Source organism: Bacillus sp. FSL K6-3312, from assembly GCF_038007485.1.
Lineage (GTDB): Bacteria > Bacillota > Bacilli > Bacillales > Bacillaceae > Bacillus > Bacillus pumilus.
In genome coordinates, this window is sequence record NZ_JBBOXI010000001.1 from 3,742,935 (window position 1) to 3,762,440 (window position 19,506).

The window sequence follows — 19,506 nt, forward strand, 5'->3', positions numbered from 1 at the left end:
TGATGGTTTGACACGTGTTTTAGGCAATCTGTCCCATTCATGATTCCATGGCATGACCTCCATTCCATTACAGGGAAAAGAACCCTCTTCTTCTTGATCTTATATGATGAGTGAATTTATTGTCAACATCATTTTTCATACTATTGACTTAGATTTCTGGAAAATCGCACAAAAAAATTTCGATCAGACAGACTGATCGAAATCGATTAGGAAGGGACATGTTCCCCTTTTTTGCTGTTTTTACGTTCTAAAGACCAAGCATACATTTCACGAATAATCGGCTCTATTTTCTTCCCTTGCGCTGTTAATTCGTATTCAATCCGTACTGGAATGTCAGGGTATACGTTTTTCTCAACGAGTCCTTCAGCCTCTAAATCCTTCAGCCTTTCTGATAATAATCGTCCGCTGATGTTCATTTCATTTTCAAGCTGACAGAAACGCTTAGGGCCTGTCAGAAGCTGATTGATGATGAGAATGACCCACTTCTTGCCTAGAATCTCCATGGCATCTGTGATTGGACAGCCATCTACTTGAGCCATACCTTACTCCCTCCCGCTTTTCTCTCTTTTTTTCATTATAACATAATTAATTACTTGAAATAAGCAACTAACTATTATATAGTTTAGTTACTTTAAGTAACAAGGTATTCATTTTTATATATTTTCAAAAACATTTGAACATGCCGATGCATATATCATGAAGGAGATGACCGAGCTTGAAGACAATTGAGAAGCTAAGATTGGGTGTAACAGAGTTACATGTATCCAGCTTTGAGCGTTCTTTACCTTTTTATACAGACATTTTAGGATTTACCATATTAGAACAGACGGAATCCACCGCCACTCTTGGAAGCAATGCAAAGGAACCCATTCTTTTGTTAAAAGAAGATGCACAGCTCAAGGAGAAGCCTGATCATGAGCCAGGACTTTATCATTTTGCTGTTTTATTACCTACCAGAAAAAACCTGGGCACATGGCTGGCACATGTGATGAAAAAAGGCTATCCTTTAATTGGAGCAAGCGATCACTTTTTCAGTGAAGCCATTTATTTAAGTGACCCTGACGGCATTGGCGTAGAAATATATGCTGATCGCCCTGAGGACGTTTGGGTAGGTGAGCATGGAGAACTGAAAGGTGGTGGAAATGCACCTCTTGATGGAGATGGTCTCCTGCAAGAAGCCGCTGATACGACGTGGGAAGGACTTCCGGCTGGTACAGTGATGGGACACTTACATTTCCATCTGAACCCAGAAGAAGCTGATTCCTTTTATGTCAATACGCTCGGTTTTCATATCCGAATGGCTCCACCAGCAAGCGTATTTATCGCCGCTGGTGTGTACCACCATCACCTTGCCTTTAATGCATGGGGACGCGGACGAAAAGGAGCCATTGATCCACGTTTTTCAGGAATTAGAAGCTATACACTCGTATTCCCACAAAAAGCAGACAGACAGTCCGTCGTTGAGCGTCTAACAAAAGCAGGCACTCAAGTGAAAACAATAGGAAAAAGCAACGAATTTGTTGATCCATTTGGCGTTCTCGTTCGTTTACAGATTGAAGAAACAGACAAAAAAGAAGGTGCAGAATATGGACAAACACACAGATCTTAAAACAGCCATTTTAAAAGATAAAATCAAACGAGTACAGCAAGAAGACGGGTATATATATATCACTGGACCCATTAAATTGCCAGTGAATTTAGACGGCAGAACGGTGATGTTCAACTGGTATTCATGGTTAAAAGACGATGGGTTAGAGCCATTGTCAGATGAAGCTTTAATCGAAAGCCTCTCGTCCCGCCAGCTTGCCGATCATCAGCAGTCAAGCGTGCTAGTGTATGGAGATTTCGAGCACGCTGACGAAGCTCTTATCCGCATGCATTCCATTTGCCACACTGGTGATATTTTCGGAAGCAAGCGCTGCGACTGCGGATTCCAATTGAAGCAGTCCATGCGAATGATTGAGGACAATGGTGCAGGTGCCCTGTTTTATTTAGCCAACCATGAAGGCCGAGGTATTGGACTTTTCACGAAAGCCATGGCTTATATCCTTCAAGAAAACGGCTACGATACAGTAGAAGCGAACGAAGCACTCGGCTTTGAAGATGACACGCGTCAATATGAAGAAGCCATCGCGGTTCTTCAAACACTTCGTACAAAGCCAGTCAGACTCATTACCAATAATCCGAAAAAGACAGATGCCATCAGCCATGCAGGCTTATCTCTTTCTGGACGTATTCCGCTTTGGGGTGATGTCTCAGAGTTTAATGAAAAATACTTGCAGACAAAAATCAACCGCTCAGGTCACATGAAGGCGGAGCAAGAGGTGCGTACGATTGCCACATCATGAGCGATATATGAATCTAGCCCTAGGAAATGCACGTGCAATGAAAGGACAGACATCACCGAACCCGCTCGTCGGGGCTGTGATTGTGCGCGATAATGAAATTGTTGGAGTCGGTGCTCACATGAAAGCCGGTGAACCACATGCTGAAATTCATGCACTTAAAATGGCTGGAGACAAGGCAAAAGGAGCCACCATTTATGTGACCCTCGAGCCTTGTTCTCACCATGGCCGTACAGGTCCTTGTGCGGAGGCACTTGTGAAAGCAGGCGTCGAAACCGTTGTCGTGGCAGCACTTGACCCGAACCCGCTTGTCGCTGGCCGTGGAATCGCCATTTTACAAGATGCTGGCATCCAAGTGATTACAGGCGTACTTGAGCAGGAATCCATTCTCATGAATGAAGTGTTTAATCATTTTATTACGAAAAAAACACCTTTCGTGACGCTCAAGACAGGTATTACCTTAGACGGAAAAATTGCGTCTGCTACGTCTGACAGCAAATGGATTACATCTGAGACATCCCGTTATGATGCTCATCATATCCGCAGTATCAATGATGCGATTTTGGTCGGTGCTCAAACTGTTATTCATGACGACCCTTCACTAACTGCACGGATTCCAAATGGGCATCATCCGATTCGAATTGTTTTAGACTCTAAGCTCTCAACACCGCTGACAGCAAAGATCGTCACTGATCAGATGGCACCAACATGGATCTTTACAACAAAGCAAGCCGATGAGGAAAAACGAGCCGCTTTAGAAGCAGCCGGCGTCAGCGTCTTTGTAACAGACAGCGAGACGCGGGTGCCCCTGCAAGAAGTGCTTCAAATGCTGGGAGAAAGAAATGTCTCCTCCCTCATGATTGAAGGCGGCGGCCAGATCAATGCTTCATTTTTAGAACAGCAGCTTGTAGATAAATTGGTCATTTATATGGCACCTAAACTCATTGGCGGAAGGCTGTCTCCTTCCTTTTTTGGAGGCGAAGGCATACGTCTCATGAGTGATGCCATTGAACTGGATCAACTCTCAGTAGAAACACTAGGGAAAGATATCAAAATAACGGGTTACCCCGTTTATCAATAACAAAAATAAGGCGGCTGTTTAGATCCCCTCAACAGCCGCCTTGTTTTTAAAAATCTAGTTTTTTTAGTCTGTTCTCTCTAAAAATTCAATTCGATTCCCAAAGGGATCTTCTACATAGAACCGGCTGGCTCCTTCCAATGGCTCATCTTCTCTGATGCTAATGTGGTGCTTCAATAATGCCTTTTTTAATTCCGATAGACTCTTTACAAGAAAAGCTGGATGGGCTTTCTTTGCAGCTTGGAAATGATCCTGAATTCCAATGTGAAGCTGATGGTGACCGCATTGAAACCAGACACCTCCACGTTTAGCTAGATTACTAGGCTTGGGTATTTCCTCCATTCCTAAAATTCCGCCAAAAAACAAACGTGCTTTCTCTTCACTACCTTTTGGAGCAGCTAATTGAACATGATCGATTCCAACAAAATTTGACATAATCCTCTCTTCCTTTCTTTTCTCAATTGGTTTTTCTATGAAGTGTTTCTTAAGTTTTTGTGATACTGAGCAAATTTGCTTGGGTATTTTTGTTCTTTGCTTCATTGGTGGGCTTGATACTTGGAGTCTTCCAGTGAGGTGTTTCATACGATGTAGAGTTTGATTGATTTCATCTAAATGACAGTGCAAAATTTTTTTCAAAAACAGAACTCTCATTGTAATGAAAGTTCTGTCCATCTAAGTGTCTCTTGTAATGACATTTGAAACCAAGACATATCATGTGTAGTGATTAATTTTGGTGAAACTTGTCGTAAAATGTTTCATGTGAAACATTTATCGTCCATTCCCTTCTACCAGCCTGCCAAAGCTTTCGGGTGAAAGTCCCGGTGAAATGCGAACACGGTGCAAGGACATCATGCCCTGTTCCTTCTTCGCATGTCCTGGTTCAGTGGTGACAGCCATTTGATAACCGGCTTCCTTCGCTAGCTTTAGCGTGTCTTCGTTATAGCGCCCGACAGGATAACTGACCATTCTCGTACGCTGAGAAAAACGTTGATCAAAGAATGTCTTTGACCCTTTTAATTCCTCTTTCTGCTGCTCCCTTGATAAACGATTGAGCTCTAAATGATGAATGGTATGACTCTCAATCGATAGCCCATTTGCCATCATTTCATCCATTTGTTCATCCGTTAAGTGGTTCGGACGCCCAATGGATTGCTCAATCATGAAAATCGTTGCTTTCATTCCATACTGCTTTAAAATCGGAAATGCCTTTGTATAGTTATCGGTATATCCATCATCGAATGTAATGAGGACACACTTTTCACTTGGCTTCGTATTTGTTGTGAAGACGCGGTGCGCTTCTTCTGGCGACAGCGTGACATAGTCGTTGTCCTTCAGCCATTTCATATGAGCCGCAAACTCGCTCTTTGGTACACGAAGCGAGTTACCGCTGGAGATGCTGTGATACATCAAAATCGGAAGCTCTACCGGCTCCTTTTGCTCAATCCAGCTTTGTGTATCAATCACTTCCGCTTCTGTCTGCTGAATCTCTTCTGTTTCTTTTAATCGTAATGGACCCTTTTCCTCTTTGACCACTTGCTGGTTTCCTTCCGTTTGCTCCTTCGTTCCCATACAGCCCGAAATGAACAGCGCCAAAAGACCAACCGTCATCCACATACATGTTTTTTTCATTCACCAATCCTGCTTTCTCTCTATCTATCGAATGATTATAACAGAAATTGGTTACTAGCTGATATCTATTTTGACAGGGTGTTCATTTTTTTACACATTTCAATCATTTCAATGGCAAGCAGATGAATGGTCTCTGTTGTGAGCATTTGATCTTCTGCGTGTATCAGCAGTAAAGAAAAGGGAAGCTGCTCTCCTGCCGCCTCTTTTTGGATCAGCGACAAGTGCAGGTTGTGGATGCTTCGAAACGCTTCCTCCCCTTTTTCAATCAACTGCTGTGCTTTTTCAAAATCATCAGCTCTTGCTAGACGAATGGCTTCAACATAATGACTTCTTGCCTCGCCTGCATGAGCAATAATTTGAAAGGCTGCTCCCTGCATTTCCTCTAATACCGTCATCTGCTTCTCCTCCAATTACTTAAGATTCATTTGCTAGTTTCAGAGCATGCTCTAGTATTTTTTCTCCGTTCGCTGTTCCGTATAATCTCACATTGATGACATCAACAGGTATTTGGTAAGGTGCCGCTGTTTTTTCTGCTGCCTTTTTCATAAAGCTTACTTGCGGTCCAAGTAAAATCACCTGCACATCTTCTCCATGCTCTTCTAATTCATCCGCAATAGCCCCTTCAGGTATGGCGTATATATCATAATCCAGCCCCTTCGCTTCTGCGGCTGCCTTCATTTTGGACACTACAATGGATGTCGACATTCCTGCGGCACAAGCGAGAATGATTCGTTTCATATCCCAACACTCCTATCGATAGTTGACTTCTGTTTGGGCCTTCAGTTCCCTTGCTTTAATTAATGTCTGGTACCAATACGCTGATGCCTTCAACTGGCGATTCCGTTCATTTTCCAGCTGAATTTCGACTAATCCGTAGCGGTTTTTAAAGGCATTCATCGGCGATACATTATCCGTAAAAGCCCACAGCATATAGCCCGTGCAATTTGAGCCTTCTGCTTTCGCTTGAAGTGCCCGTTTCAAATGCTGGCTGATAAATGAAATGCGATACTGGTCATCAATGATACCGTCTTCTTTTTTAAACCGTTCTTCCTTTTCTACACCCATGCCGTTTTCGGCCACAAACCACTCAACATTTCCGTATTCTTCTTTTATTCTCATGCCCATATCATAGACAATGTCCGGGTAGATTTCCCAGCCTCTGAATGGATTCATTTTTCTTCCTGGAAGCTCAAACATATCGTAATAATAAGACGGATGAAATGGCGTCATCTCATTCCACGCCTTACTCGGTGCTTTGACACGATGCGGATAGTATAAGTTGAGCCCAATGACATCAACCGTATGATTCTTGATGACCTGAAGCTCTTCCTCTGTCGCATCGAAATGAATCTCATGCTTTTTCAACACATCGAGCAATTCCTCTGGATACTCCCCTTTGATGGAGGGATCTAAGAACACTCGATTGAAAAACAAATCATACATCCGTGCCGCTTCTTGATCATGCGGAGCAGAGGATCTTGCATACGTCACTTCTGGATTGAGAATCACCCCGATCTTTGCACCTGTTGATTCCTTCAATCCCATCTCCCGAAACAGCTTCACCACTTTTGCTGTTGCCAGCGCTTTATGATAGTTCCACTGCATCCATTTCTTCGTATTTTGCTCAAAGGGATACCGGATAGCATCAAGATAAACGCGTGTTTGGACAACAATCGGTTCATTAAAGCTAAACCAATGCTTGACCCTGTCTCCATATCGCTCAAACACCTTTTCCGCATAGAGAACAAACAGCTCGACGACATGCTTTGATGACCATCCGTCGTACTTTTCAAGTAGCACGGCTGGAAGCTCATAATGCTCTAAGCAAAACATCGGCTCTACACCTGCTGCGATTAATTCATTGATCAAATCATCAACGTAACGGGCATAGTCCTCATCCACAATCCCCTTCTCGTAATCGATAAGAAATCTTGACCAATTGATCGATGTCCTATAATGAGTCAGACCGATTTCTTTCATGAGGGCTACATCTTCTGGATAGCGCTCGTAAAAGTTCGTCGCACCAGCCGGGCCATATCCTTCGTGCCAAACGTGATACCCGTTCTTATACCATAAATCGATGTACGAGTCCTGATGCACTTGCTTTCCCTTCCATCCCTCCGTTTGCCAAGCAGAGGCTGCAGCACCTAGGATAAAATCTCTTGGAATCTCGATTCTGTTCATGTCGCCACCTTCCCTTTCCTCGTTTGAACGTGAAGTGTGAAGTCCTTCCCAAATTCCTTGCAAATACATAGCCCCAAGCGCCCGATCATATAAACTGTAGCCAGGCCTGCCTGTCTCGCCAAAGATCATACGCCCATGATCAGGCCGGACGTAGCCAGCAAAGCCCTCTTCATCCAAAGCCTTCACAATTGTCCCCATATTGAGACTTTCTGCCCTTTTTTCGTATATTTACGGTCAAGTGAAATGGGATCATCCTCTCCGTACCACCTGAATTGCATGTTCATTCATGTCACTCCTTTTATTCTGAATCTGGTGCCACTTCTGGTTTACGGTTAGACAAGAGAACAAATGGAAAATAGATGAAGACTGCGACCACAATACAGATGAGCTGTGTGATGACAGCCCCCATGCTGCCAGCGGTGGACAGCCATGCATTCACAATCGGTGGTGTCGTCCACGGCACCATCACGACGGCTTTTCCAGCAAACCCTGTAGCCGTCGCAATGTAACCAATCGTTCCTGTCACAAGTGGTGTGACGATAAATGGAATTGCCATCACAGGGTTTAACATAACAGGTAAGCCAAAAATAACGGGTTCATTGATGTTGAAGAGACCCGGACCAGATGAGAGCTTGGCAATACTTCGCATCTCTTCCCTTCTTCCAGCAATAAAAATCGCAATCAAAAGCCCAATGGTCACACCTGAACCACCGATGCTCATATACACATCCCAAAATGGCATCGTGATGATATTCGGAATCTCTTTTCCTTCTTGAAATGCTGTCATATTCACTGCAATCGATCCTAATAAGAGCGGCTCCCGGATCGGTTTGATCATCTGGTTGCCATGGATGCCGATCACCCAGAAGAATTGTGCCACAAACATCAACGTTAAAATCCCTGGTAGACCCTGTACAACACTTTCTAGCGGGCGTTGCACCACGTTATACACTGCTTCATGCAAATAAATACCTGTCAAACGATGAAATGCAAAGCCGAATGAACTAATGATCGTAATCGTAATGATCGAAGGAAAAAGTGACGAAAAAGATGTAGCCACATTCGATGGAACAGAATCTGGCATCTTGATTTGCAGCCATTTCACCTCGGTCAGCTTACAAAAGATTTCCACAGATACGATCGCAATGATCATCCCTAAAAATAAACTTTTTGGATCGGAAAATTGCCTTGCCAGTACATCTACAACTTCACGCATCGATCCATCCACTTCAAGAAGAAGTGTCGTTGGAATAACAGATATAAATGAAATCAATGCCATCAACCCTGGGAACAGGGACTTGTGCCCGTTGATTTTCCCAAGCTCTATCCCAATGAGGAACACAGCCCCAATCGTTAAAAAGTTCAGCGTGGCATAATTGATTGCCTTCATAATTGGTTGAAGCTCCGCTAAAAATCTGAACATCTCAAAATGAGCAAGCCCTGTTTCCGGGCTCATGATCATATTTGCCACCAATACAGCAAAAGCCCCTGTAATGATGATTGGCATCAGTGTGACAAATGCCTGTTTAATCGCCATAATATACTTCTGATTCGTGATGCGATAAGCCACATTCCCCATGACGTCTGCCGCTTTCTCCTTGAAGCTCATGATCTGTCTCCCCCTTTGCAAAAACTCGTGATCATCCTCCTTTTTGATGTTATTTTAAAAGCGCTTTCATTAACATCTAATCTTTTTCCTCACAGATGCGGAAATGGATGTCCCGTTTTTTCATTCGGATGCTCCAATACTTGAAGCGCCGCCGTCAGTTCCTCAAATGAAGCGGCCTTGATGAGTTGCTCCACCACTTCCTTGCGCTCTGTCAGCCGTACAAGAAATTGATAAAGTGACTGTAATTCTTTTTGATACGTCTTCTGGATACTCAACAAACAAACGACTTGTACCCGATTTTCACCCCACAGCACCGGTTTTTTCAACGTACAGATCGCACAAAACGTGTCATCTGTTGCCGGCTTCATCGGATGGGGAATTGCAACCAAATGACCGAACGATGTCGGTGACACTTGCTCTCTTTCCAGCAATAATTGTTCAAACTCTTCCGGGATGCGATCCTGTTCCTTGAGCACGTTTACGAAAAATTGCAGTACCTCTTCCCTTGATTGAAGGTCTTGCTGAAAAAATGTCAGCGCCGGACTCACATACCGCAAAACCCCTGTATCCTGCGCGCCCTGCAAAAACCGTTTCAGCCGCACAATATCATCGTCACTTAGAATGGTATGTACATCAATCACTGGCGCCGGCAACGTGTTCTGAAGCGGAATGGTACTAATAATAAAATCAATGCTTCTCAAATCATACGAAAGAATTTCCCCAACACTTGCAGTGCCAGCGATCTCCAGCTTTCCGCTAAAAGCCGCAGTCAGCTTATGAAGAAGGAGCTGACTGCTGGCGACACCCGTCGCACACACAATCAGGCATCTCTTTCTCACATGCTGTGATTTTGTCCGCTCGATTGCAGCTCCGATATGAAGCGCCAAATACCCAATCTCATCCTCATGAATCTCAATCTCCTCTTTTTCTCTCATCCATCTACCCATATAGACGCCAGCTTCAAATGCAATGGGATAATGCCTTTTAATGTCCGTTAAATAAGGGTTACGAATGTTCATACCGTACCTAAAACGATGAATAGCGGAACGCAAATGAAGACTTAATCCAACGATTAACTCTTTATCAAATTGAATATCAAGTGACATGTGCTCCTCTACATAAGCAAGCAGTTGGTGGATGAAGCGAAAGTGATCTTCGTCTAGAAGATGAAATAGCGTATGACCGGTATCTCCGTATGCCATCATCTTCGCTCCCATCAAGTGAATCGCAATATACGCCATTTCAGATAATGGAAAATCAATCGCTAGAACATGCCGAATATCCTCTGCCATTTGTTGAGCTACTTGGAAAACAGGCTGCACTTGAATCTCTTTTAACTCCGTTTCTGGCATCATGACCAGTTTTTTCTCTTCAATTCGTTTGCATGCAATGGCGATGTGGGTGACTAAATTACTTAAACCGATTTCTGACAGATGAAGTCCGCTAGCTTTTGTACGTGAACGCACGATATCCTGAATCAATTGATACGTTTCTTCAGGTAACAGCGCAGGGTTCGCATGCGCTTGCTGAAACACATGCTCAGCCATACAATATCTTAATTTCATTTCATCCCCTGTCAGCCGCAGTCCATATTTAGGACGATGTGACACAGAAAGTCCATGTAATGAAAACAGATGTCTGACCGCTTTCAAATCATTTTTCACTGTCGATTCACTCACAAATAATTCCTCTGCCAGCGCGTCTAACTTGATATAGTCTTCTGACAGAAGCAGCCTTTTCAATAGATAGGCTACACGGTCCTCAGGCTGATTGGGTATGGTCTGCTCCTTTTTTTCGTTTCTTTCTCCCAATGACTTTTTCAAAAATGTACGAAAAGACCCATAATCCTCTACGGTCAATGTATACCCTGCCCCGCGTTTGATATGTAGTACGGCTCCATGTTCATCCAAAATATATTTAAGCGCTTTCATATCTGTTCGGATGGTTCTTGATGTGACGCCAATCATGCGGGCAATTTCTTCACTAGTCAGTTCCTGTTCCGCTTGCATCAGTCGATTCAGCAGCTCCTCCTGACGTAGAGATAGCATAGGCTCTCCTCCCTTGGCATTTACTTTTGCCTATCATCATAAACGAAAATAGAACTCTTTGCCCAGTTTTTCTTTCAAATCGGGAACCACGATATGGCTCATTCGTATGAATAGGAAACAAGAGGAGGGATGCATCATGGGTTCTTTTATGTTTGTTGTTATGATCATATTGGCTTCTTTAGGAGCAATCATTGCCCATTTATTCACATCAAAGGATAAGCGTACGTCTGCTAAGCGTTCTTCACATCACAGTTCAACAACAAGTACATATACTGATTCTTATACTCATCACGCTTCTGATGCCTCCTGCGGGGGAGATTCCGGGGATAGTGGCGGTGGATGTGACTAAATAAAAAACAGCCGCTCGCTGATGAGACGGCTGTTTTTATTATTTTAAAGAGCCTTCCAGCCCCGTTCAATCAGATGTTTAACATCGAGTGCAAAATCCTCACCCTTTTCCATCACGTCCTGGGCTCTTCCGGCAAAGTTACTGGCAACAGCCAGCTCCATTTTTTTTAATTCAAAGTGCAAGATTTTTTGATCAATCTCTGCGATATATTTTTCATACTCATTGTTCACGATGTCATGCATTACATGATAGGCATCTTTTCGGTGGCGATGAAAGTCGGTTCCTCTCTCACCTTTCCATGACGAATCTAGAACAGGTTTCTTGATTTCCTTTATGTCTGACTGCGCAAGATCTTGTTCTGTTCGAATATTGCTTTTGTCTGTCTTTAACCGAGAGATCATGTCATCAAATTCTGCACGTCTGTTTTCAATTCCCATATGCAGATGGTGTAGCATCTCGGATAAACTCATGTCATCCACCTCTATCGGACCTCATACGAAAGCACAGCATCAGAGCCTTGGAAACGATCAACTCACTTGATTTCTCCAAACCTGACATTTCTATCGTTTTGCTTTCATTAAGTATAGTATAAGGTGAAAAGCCTCAGTCTTAAATAGGGAAAAGGTGTCCTTTTAGTGACGTGTTTGGAAGAAAAACGGAATAACACAGGGTCGCAATTCCCAAATTATATATGATCCCTTAGAACTATATTTCGTATCATCCCATAAAACCCATTAGAAAAATGATTGCCATTATTTTGCCGCAATCGCTTCGTCCTGTTCTTTTAAAGTTTTCACATTAGAGCGCGTGTCCTGAACATTTTTGATTAAGGCTTCTTTAAAACTTGAAACCATTTCGTTCACCTCTGCCTCACGTGCCGTCCACTTGGTCACAAATTCAAGGCTGTTTTCACCTGCTTTATCTGCTGCTTTTTTCATCGTTAAAGCTTCGACTGCTTGGGAGACTTCGTCTAGTTGATTCATAACTGTTTGGTAGTTTAACTTAATTTGTCCCATCGTGATATCCTCCAAGTTTGTTCAGCATGAAGGTAGTTTATAAGCTACTCCATGCTTTTGAGATCAAGCGTTTGGCGTCCTCCACTGCGTCTTCTCCTTTTTCAGCAAGACGTGCGGCGTCTCCAGCTAGGGAACTGGCAAAGGATAACGCTGCTTGTTCAGCTTCTAACGTACTAATTTTGAATTCGATGCGGCTCACATAGCGTGGGTACTTGTCGTTCACAATCGTTTGCAGCTCATCATGTGCTTCATTCCGCTCTGATTTGAAATCCTGGCTTCGCTCACCTTTCCAAGAGGTCCCAAGCTTTGGCTGCTTGATTTGCTTCAGGTCTGTTTCTGCCGCATCTTGTTCACGTTCGACCTTACTTTTCGCCTTTTTCAGTCGAGCGATTTTCTCTTCAATTTCTGCCTTTTTATTTGTAATGCCACCGTTTAGGGCAGACAGCATATTTGATAAGCTCATTATGGGTTCCTCCTCCTGACAAAAAATAAAAACGCTGCTTAGAGTTCTTCTAAACGAGCGTAAGGTGAATAGCACTTTTTCCAATATTGTTATTATAAGGTTCAAAGACTCATGTTTGAATAGGGATTTGTGCCCTTTTTATGGGATAAATATGCTTTCATTCTGCTTCTCATTACCCCTTAAGACCTCTTTTATAGGGGGTCTTAAATCCTGATTATTTGTTATATGTCACATATAGTCATGCAGACCTAGGACAAACAAAAGCCGCTCGGTTGAGGAGCGGCTTTTGTAAACGGCTTATGAAGCTGATTCTTCACTTTGCTGTTGATCTTTCACATACCAGATGAATTTCCCTGTATATCCGTAAATAATAGCAAGAGCAATGGCAACAAAGCTCAACCACATAAATGGTAAATAAGAGAATGTCGATACGCCTAGAATTCCCGCCATGTAAATCCCGTTATCTGACCAAGGAACCATTCCTGACGTCAGCGTACCACCGACCTCGGAGTTTCTGGATAAAACTCGTCTGTCTAATTTTAATTTATCATAGCTCTTTTCCATAATTTTCGGTGTAAGAATTAATGATACATACATCGCACAGCCAAAGATATTAGCGAAGAATGCAACAACAAGTGTTGATAGAGTCACATTTCCTGCATTATGCAATTTCTTCTCGAATGTAGCGACGATGACTTTTAATACGCCCAAGTATTCCAGTACTCCACCGAAACCGAGACCGAGAATAATCACCACTAGAGATCCTAACATATTGACAATACCGCCACGGTTTAACAGCGTATTTAAGAAGTCTACATCTGAATTAATCGAGAAGCCATTATAAGCTGTACCAAGTGCATCGGCTGGATTCATTCCCTGGAATGCCATTGCCCAGATAGCTCCAAGAAGTGCACCAATGGCAATAACAGGCATTGATGGTTTTTTCAAAACAAGTAATAGTACAACAATTAGCGCCGGAATAATCATCCAAATATTGATGGTGAATGTATCTTGTAGTGCTTGTTTCAAGAACTCTACTTTGCCTTGATCAATATTTTTTCCGCCATACATAAATCCAGTGATTGTAAACATAATGGCAGTAATAACAAAGGCAGGAATGGATAAGACCATCATCGCTCTAACATGTGCGAGCACGTCCACTTTTGAAAGTGAGGAAGCGAGCACCGTACTATCAGATAATGGGGATAACTTATCACCAAAATAGGCACCTGATAAAACGGCTCCGGCTACGATAGGTAATGGGATTCCCAATCCTTCACCTATTGCAATCATGGCAATACCTGCAGTTCCAACTGTCCCCCATGATGTGCCTGTAGCAACAGACATAATGGAACAGATGATCAGCGTAGCTAATAAGAAAATATTAGGATGAATAAATTCAAGTCCGTAAAAAATTAATGTTGGTACCACTCCGCCAGCAATCCATGTTCCAACAAGTGCACCTACTGCAAGTAAAATCAAAACAGCCTCTAAACCATTCGATATCCCTTTTGTAATGGCGTTTTGAAGGTCTTTGTATGAGTGTCCTAAACGAATACCTAAAGCAATGACCATAAACCATGAGATAAACAATGCCAGTTGAATATCCAATTTGAAATAAAGAGTAAAAGATAAAACAATTGCTAAAAACAAGCCAAGTACAAACACGACTTCTAAAATAGACGGCAGACGTGGTGATTTCATTGTGTTTCCTCCCTTTGTGCGTGCGTTAAGCGTTTTCAAAATATTGTGAAAAAAGTGTGTCAATTCGAAAGAAAGTGAATTGCCTGTTTTTCTCTATTTCACAGGCAATTCTACATATCAATAAAATAAAATTTTTGATATTATTATCGCTCTAGGAGCTCTGCACCCGCAATGCCAGGCTTTGTCATCTCGAATGGATTCAAAATAATATCAAGTTCTTCTTCTGTTAACACATCATTTTGCAAGCAAAGATCTCTGATCGATTGTCCTGTTAAAATGGCTTCCCTTGCGATTCTAGCCGCAGCTTCATAGCCTAAGTGAGGGTTCACGGCAGTGATCACACCTGCACTTTTTTCGACATATTCTTTCAAACGTTTTTCATTTGCTTCAATGTCCACTAAGCAATGATCTGTGAATGAACGGAATCCGTTATTCATTATACTAATAGATTGAAGCAAGTTAAAGACCAAAACAGGCTCCATCACATTTAACTCAAGCTGACCTGCTTCAGAGGCAAGACAGATGGTGTGGTCATTCCCAATGACCTGGAATGCGATTTGGTTAATGAGCTCTGCCATGACTGGATTGACTTTCCCAGGCATAATGGATGATCCTGGCTGACGAGCTGGCAATGCAATTTCAGCAAGACCTGCTCGCGGACCAGAAGCCATTAGGCGAAGGTCATTGGCAATCTTAGACATGTTCATCATGCATACTTTTAATGCAGCAGACACTTCTGTGTAAGCATCTGTATTTTGCGTTGCATCCACGAGATGCTCTGCGCCTACAAGCGGAAGACCTGAAATATCGGCTAGCTTCTTCACGACGATCTCAATATAACGAGGATCTGCATTTAGGCCTGTCCCAACAGCTGTTGCACCCATATTGACTTCATATAAATGCTGCTTTGATTGGTTGATCCGCTTAATATCACGGCTGAGCACGCTGCTGTAAGCCTCAAATTCCTGTCCTAAACGAATTGGAACAGCATCCTGTAGGTGCGTACGTCCCATTTTGATCACATGATCAAATTCTTTCGCTTTCTTTTTGAATACGTCATGCATCGTTTGCATTGTCTCAAGCAGAATGTCTAACTGCTTCAATACAGCAATATGGATAGCTGTTGGAAACGAGTCATTCGTTGATTGTGACATGTTTACATGTGTGTTTGGGCTTAAATGGATGTATTCACCCTTTTGATGTCCCATGATTTCTAGCGCTCTGTTTCCAATCACTTCATTGGCATTCATATTCATCGACGTTCCTGCGCCGCCTTGAATTGGGTCTACAATAAAGTACTCATGCAGCTTGCCTTCAATGACTTCATCAGAGGCTTGTACGATGGCATTTCCAATTCCTTCATATAAACGTCCAACTTCCATATTGGCTTGAGCAGCTGCTTTTTTCACGATGGCAAAGGCTCTAATCAGTTCCTCATGCATGTGATATCCAGTAATCGGGAAGTTTTCTTTTGCACGAAGGGTTTGAACCCCATAATACACGTCTGCCGGAATTTCTTTTTCTCCAAGAAAATCCTTCTCATAGCGATAAGTTGCTTGAACCATCTGATATGACCTGCTTTCTATAGAATAGTTAAATCACTAAATCTTCTGCGATTGGCGTTTCCATAATCTTTTTCACTTCTCTTGGGTCTGTTGTTTTACCTAGTGCCCACATGAGTTTCGGCACGATAGCCTCTGTGTTCATGTTTCGTGAACGTGCCACTAGTTCTTGATTGATTTTGCGTCCTACTTCATACACGCTCATGTCTTCTCCTTCTTCAAGACACTGAGTTGTGATGACAACAGAAATGCCTTCTTCGAGCAATTCGTTGATTTTCTCTAAAAGGTTTCTTCCTTCGAAAGGAATTCCGCCGCTGCCGTAGCTTTCGATGACGACTCCTTTGTACACACCTTTGATTGCATCTAAGAACTCAGGCTTTAGACCTGGGTGCAATTTCAAGAGACAAACGTCAGTGTTTAAGGATGCATCTAATTTAAGCGGTTTCATTGACGATCTTTTTACTTTGCTATTGTATTCAATTTGATGGTTTTCAATCGATGCAATATATGGATAGTTAATACTTTCAAATGCATCGTAGCTTTTCGTTCTTAGTTTGATTGCGCGTGTTCCTTGAATGACTCTGCCGTCAAAGACAACATACACACCGCCTACGCCGTCACATGCAAAGCGAATGGCATCGGTGATGTTTTTCTTCGCATCTGTTTTCTTAAACGTAATCGGAATTTGTGAACCTGTAATCACGATCGGCTTATCCGGATTTTGCAGCATATAAGACAGAGCTGCTGATGTATAGGCCATTGTATCGGTTCCATGCGTGACGACAAAGCCGTCATATTGATCATAATTTTCATAAATGGCTGTTGCGATATCCACCCAGTATTCAGGCTGCATATTTGTACTATCTATACTCATTAGGGACTTTGTGTCCATTGTGTACTCTGCATTAATTTCGTTTAAATAGCTTAAAAGGTCCTCAGCTTTAACACCTGGAGCCAAACCATTTTCACTCTCTACAGATGCAATCGTCCCACCAGTGGTTAAAAGCAATAATTTCTTCAACAGGTCCACCTCTTTCAGTAAAATTACTTCGTTTGTCACACATATTATAAGCCAGCTTGTGCTATTCTATAATATACGCTTTACGCGTACCTTCATTGCCATTATAGTCACATAACGCGAATTAATCAAGAAATTATTACGCATAACGCGTACATTCTATCACAAAATATGATATACTGTTGTTGTATATAAAGGAGCGTTCATGTAATGATACTCGATCGTTTAACCACTCTTAGAAAAAAGAAAAAATGGTCTCTCCAGCATACGGCAGATCGCCTAGGTATCGCCAAAAGCACCTATGCCGGTTACGAATCTGGGTACCGACGACCTTCGCTTGAAGCAGTGAAGCGCCTGGCTGATTTGTATGATACGTCCATTGATTTTTTACTTGGTAGAACGGACGAGCCAGAGATACAACGTAAAATCTCTGACATCAAAATTGAACTGACGGAAGCAAAAGAAGGAACCATTCTTGTAGACGGCGTTCCCCTAAATGATGAAGAAATCAAACAGCTTGTTGCCTTTATTCGGGCGAAAAACACCCTAAAAGTATAAAACAAAGAAAAGAGAGGCCCCTATCAATTGGGTGCCTCTCTTTTCTTTTTCAGCTGCTTAAGAATAAGGAGAAGACAGCTGACTTAATTCCTCTAACCGCCGCTTCGCTTCTTCTTTATTAAATGAACTATAATAGCGATAATTCTCATCATCTAAGATGCGGTAATGCTGACTGAGCACATTTTGCTGAAGACGAAATGTGCCTTTTTTGATAGACGTCCGCCACCAAACCTTTCCGCCGATCGTACGTTCCACCGATAGATGCAATTCATCATGTGCCACGACTTCCAGAATCTCAAGCGGATCATCCCCAAGTGTCCCTTTTAAAATGTCACTATCCCTGAATAATGCACATACGGCCGCAGTTTGCGTCCAGTTGAGGCGCAGCCTATTTTTTTCAACCTGCTGCAAATGCCGTTTCGATAGACCAAGTACCTCAGTCATGCGGTCCTGCGTATAATTCTTTTCTTTTCGAATTCGTGCCATTTGTTCTGTGACGAGGTCGATTACCATCTCTTTATCCATCTCTCATCACCTCTCCGAGTGTTCAGTCTTTACTGACATCATACACGATTTTTTCGAAAAAGTGGCGCCTCATCCTTCGGAATCATGGGAAATACCTCCTAGTCGATCTGCTCTTCGACCTGACCATGCTGCTGTCTCCAATTCTCTTGGGCTGCCTGATTTAAATATGGATAGATCTCTTGTTTGACGGTTTGCTCGAATACTTCTTCATCTAAAATACTGTACGCTGGAATCTTGATCAATTTCCCATCCATTTTCCGAATGAGCACATCCATGAAGAGAAATCCCCTTACACTGTACCGATGCCTGCGCATATCAATGGATTGAATGTCTTGAAAAGGGATCGTCCGCTCTCGATACAGCACAGCACCATTCTCCCCGCGCTGAATGCGAAAAATCACATTTCCCCTCTTCGTAAAAGCCGGCAAAATCATCAAAAAAGAGATCAAGCCATAGACAATGCCTAATAGTCCGCCTAAAAATAAAAACAATGTATAATTCGATTCAAATGTAAGAGCTTCTGAAAACAACCAAATACCAATGATACCGAAGCCGCCCGTTGCTAAGAATGCCCATACCCTTAAAAAGGCCCTGCTTCTCACTTCTATTACTACACTTGGATTCAAGCGTCATTCTCCTTTTCTCCATTAGAATATAGAACGTAATCCGTCTCTATGAGCCGTCTCCACGCGAAATTCACTTTCTTTTATTCCCGACACAAGCCACGACTGTTTCTCGCCTGGAATGACAAATAACATGGATTCCACATCAGGCGTATTATTTTTGTCGTAGACGACCTTCATGAGGGAGTCCATCTTTCCTTTTCTCTTCTGTACATCAGAAACAAATGCCTGCACGAGTTCTTCGTTCTCTGCTCGATGATGGAAGGAGGGCCACTCATTCTTCGCCTCACTTGCTTGCTCTAATAGCTTTTCAAATTCCTCTGCTTGCAGGGTGACGACAGGTGCAGGGTGATCACTCATCTGTATATTGAAAAAGGCAGTCACTTGCTCCTCTGCCTGCTGGTCATCTTTCAGTTTTTGAATCTGATGGACTTGTTGATCATAAAGTGTATGGTGCGCATATACGCCCATCTGTGTCGTGTGAAAGGAGGTACTGACTTCTTCATCTTCATCCCCAAATCGAGATGCCTTGACGGTGTGAGATGCATCATTCATCGCCTGGATAAAATGACGGTATTCCGCTTTATAACGATATTGTCTGTTTCGAAATTCAAGTACACCTTTTGCGAGCAAAGAGCGGCATGCAATTTCAAATAAAAACCCTAGACGCTCGTCCTCTACATCAGGATAATAGGCTTCCTTTAAGGACATACCTTGTTCAAAATAGCCTTCACTGTAAAAACTAAAGATGAGTTCCTCAATACTTAGACTTAGCTGATCCAACTTGATCTCTCC

General features: G+C 42.7%; 22 protein-coding genes. 5 read left to right on the forward strand and 17 right to left on the reverse strand.

Features of this window, described 5'->3' with window-relative positions; all coding sequences use genetic code 11:
- Nucleotides 1–206 precede the first annotated feature (206 nt).
- Nucleotides 207–539: a winged helix-turn-helix transcriptional regulator gene (locus tag MHI11_RS19660; RefSeq protein ID WP_050944548.1), complete on the reverse strand. Its 333-nt coding sequence runs from the start codon at nt 537–539 to the stop codon at nt 207–209.
- Between the two features lie 176 nt (nt 540–715).
- On the opposite strand from MHI11_RS19660, the gene MHI11_RS19665 reads away from it, so the two are divergent.
- From MHI11_RS19665 to ribD, 3 genes are read left to right on the forward strand one after another with little or no spacing between them, the layout of a single operon-like run.
- Entirely contained in the window at nt 716–1,609 is an 894-nt protein-coding gene (locus tag MHI11_RS19665; RefSeq protein ID WP_185108084.1) for a VOC family protein, read from the forward strand.
- On the forward strand, nt 1,587–2,348 hold the full coding sequence (locus tag MHI11_RS19670; protein WP_003215082.1) for a GTP cyclohydrolase II: 762 nt from the start codon (nt 1,587–1,589) through the stop codon (nt 2,346–2,348). The genes MHI11_RS19665 and MHI11_RS19670 overlap by 23 nt, the downstream gene beginning before the upstream one ends.
- On the forward strand, nt 2,335–3,426 hold the full coding sequence (ribD, locus tag MHI11_RS19675) for a bifunctional diaminohydroxyphosphoribosylaminopyrimidine deaminase/5-amino-6-(5-phosphoribosylamino)uracil reductase RibD (protein ID WP_106065981.1): 1,092 nt from the start codon (nt 2,335–2,337) through the stop codon (nt 3,424–3,426). Before MHI11_RS19670 ends, ribD begins: the two co-directional genes overlap by 14 nt.
- 63 nt (nt 3,427–3,489) lie before the next feature.
- On the opposite strand, the gene MHI11_RS19680 is transcribed toward ribD, so the two are convergent.
- From MHI11_RS19680 to MHI11_RS19710, 7 genes are all read right to left on the reverse strand, one after another.
- Nucleotides 3,490–3,858, reverse strand: a complete 369-nt coding sequence (locus MHI11_RS19680; protein WP_106066370.1) for a VOC family protein — start codon at nt 3,856–3,858, stop codon at nt 3,490–3,492.
- Nucleotides 3,859–4,191: 333 nt separating this feature from the next.
- Nucleotides 4,192–5,052, reverse strand: a complete 861-nt coding sequence (locus MHI11_RS19685; RefSeq protein ID WP_340962124.1) for a polysaccharide deacetylase family protein — start codon at nt 5,050–5,052, stop codon at nt 4,192–4,194.
- A gap of 65 nt (nt 5,053–5,117) precedes the next feature.
- Nucleotides 5,118–5,447, reverse strand: a complete 330-nt coding sequence (locus tag MHI11_RS19690) for a PTS lactose/cellobiose transporter subunit IIA (protein ID WP_024423898.1) — start codon at nt 5,445–5,447, stop codon at nt 5,118–5,120.
- A gap of 19 nt (nt 5,448–5,466) precedes the next feature.
- A complete protein-coding gene (locus tag MHI11_RS19695; protein WP_044140307.1) occupies nt 5,467–5,790 on the reverse strand; it encodes a PTS sugar transporter subunit IIB in 324 nt (107 codons plus the stop codon).
- A 12-nt stretch (nt 5,791–5,802) separates the two neighbouring features.
- Nucleotides 5,803–7,434: a glycoside hydrolase family 1 protein gene (locus MHI11_RS19700; RefSeq protein WP_260406852.1), complete on the reverse strand. Its 1,632-nt coding sequence runs from the start codon at nt 7,432–7,434 to the stop codon at nt 5,803–5,805.
- Nucleotides 7,435–7,534: 100 nt separating this feature from the next.
- The gene (locus MHI11_RS19705) at nt 7,535–8,845 is read right to left on the reverse strand and encodes a PTS sugar transporter subunit IIC (RefSeq protein WP_185108094.1); all 1,311 of its coding nucleotides are present in this window, start codon (nt 8,843–8,845) and stop codon (nt 7,535–7,537) included.
- An 89-nt stretch (nt 8,846–8,934) separates the two neighbouring features.
- Nucleotides 8,935–10,893: a BglG family transcription antiterminator gene (locus MHI11_RS19710; protein ID WP_340962125.1), complete on the reverse strand. Its 1,959-nt coding sequence runs from the start codon at nt 10,891–10,893 to the stop codon at nt 8,935–8,937.
- A 136-nt stretch (nt 10,894–11,029) separates the two neighbouring features.
- Between MHI11_RS19710 and MHI11_RS19715 the strand changes: the two genes are divergently transcribed.
- Nucleotides 11,030–11,242 carry a hypothetical protein gene (locus MHI11_RS19715; protein ID WP_223250412.1) on the forward strand — a complete coding sequence of 71 codons (213 nt, stop codon included), beginning with the start codon at nt 11,030–11,032 and terminating at the stop codon, nt 11,240–11,242.
- 44 nt (nt 11,243–11,286) lie between these two features.
- Here the strand turns inward: MHI11_RS19715 and MHI11_RS19720 are convergent, their stop codons facing one another.
- From MHI11_RS19720 to MHI11_RS19745, 6 genes are all read right to left on the reverse strand, one after another.
- On the reverse strand, nt 11,287–11,712 hold the full coding sequence (locus tag MHI11_RS19720; protein WP_340962126.1) for a DUF5082 domain-containing protein: 426 nt from the start codon (nt 11,710–11,712) through the stop codon (nt 11,287–11,289).
- Nucleotides 11,713–11,994: 282 nt separating this feature from the next.
- The gene (locus tag MHI11_RS19725; RefSeq protein ID WP_044140312.1) at nt 11,995–12,258 is read right to left on the reverse strand and encodes a YwqI/YxiC family protein; all 264 of its coding nucleotides are present in this window, start codon (nt 12,256–12,258) and stop codon (nt 11,995–11,997) included.
- Between the two features lie 37 nt (nt 12,259–12,295).
- Nucleotides 12,296–12,721, reverse strand: a complete 426-nt coding sequence (locus MHI11_RS19730) for a YwqH-like family protein (RefSeq protein WP_340962127.1) — start codon at nt 12,719–12,721, stop codon at nt 12,296–12,298.
- Nucleotides 12,722–13,018: 297 nt separating this feature from the next.
- Nucleotides 13,019–14,425, reverse strand: coding sequence for a Na+/H+ antiporter NhaC (gene nhaC, locus MHI11_RS19735; protein WP_340962128.1), 1,407 nt, complete (start codon nt 14,423–14,425; stop codon nt 13,019–13,021).
- A gap of 143 nt (nt 14,426–14,568) precedes the next feature.
- The gene (gene aspA, locus MHI11_RS19740) at nt 14,569–15,990 is read right to left on the reverse strand and encodes an aspartate ammonia-lyase (protein ID WP_340962130.1); all 1,422 of its coding nucleotides are present in this window, start codon (nt 15,988–15,990) and stop codon (nt 14,569–14,571) included.
- A gap of 28 nt (nt 15,991–16,018) precedes the next feature.
- Nucleotides 16,019–17,008: an asparaginase gene (locus MHI11_RS19745; RefSeq protein WP_003215391.1), complete on the reverse strand. Its 990-nt coding sequence runs from the start codon at nt 17,006–17,008 to the stop codon at nt 16,019–16,021.
- 207 nt (nt 17,009–17,215) lie between these two features.
- Between MHI11_RS19745 and MHI11_RS19750 the strand changes: the two genes are divergently transcribed.
- On the forward strand, nt 17,216–17,563 hold the full coding sequence (locus MHI11_RS19750) for a helix-turn-helix domain-containing protein (RefSeq protein WP_003214932.1): 348 nt from the start codon (nt 17,216–17,218) through the stop codon (nt 17,561–17,563).
- A gap of 57 nt (nt 17,564–17,620) precedes the next feature.
- Here MHI11_RS19750 and MHI11_RS19755 read toward each other — a convergent pair whose 3' ends face one another.
- The 3 genes from MHI11_RS19755 to MHI11_RS19765 form a co-directional block, all read right to left on the reverse strand.
- Nucleotides 17,621–18,088: an XRE family transcriptional regulator gene (locus MHI11_RS19755; RefSeq protein ID WP_044140317.1), complete on the reverse strand. Its 468-nt coding sequence runs from the start codon at nt 18,086–18,088 to the stop codon at nt 17,621–17,623.
- Between the two features lie 98 nt (nt 18,089–18,186).
- Nucleotides 18,187–18,714 carry a YfjD family protein gene (locus MHI11_RS19760; RefSeq protein WP_340962131.1) on the reverse strand — a complete coding sequence of 176 codons (528 nt, stop codon included), beginning with the start codon at nt 18,712–18,714 and terminating at the stop codon, nt 18,187–18,189.
- Between the two features lie 21 nt (nt 18,715–18,735).
- Nucleotides 18,736–19,494 (reverse strand): hypothetical protein, encoded by a 759-nt coding sequence (locus tag MHI11_RS19765; protein ID WP_340962132.1) that lies wholly within the window; start codon nt 19,492–19,494, stop codon nt 18,736–18,738.
- Between the last annotated feature and the right edge of the window lie 12 nt (nt 19,495–19,506).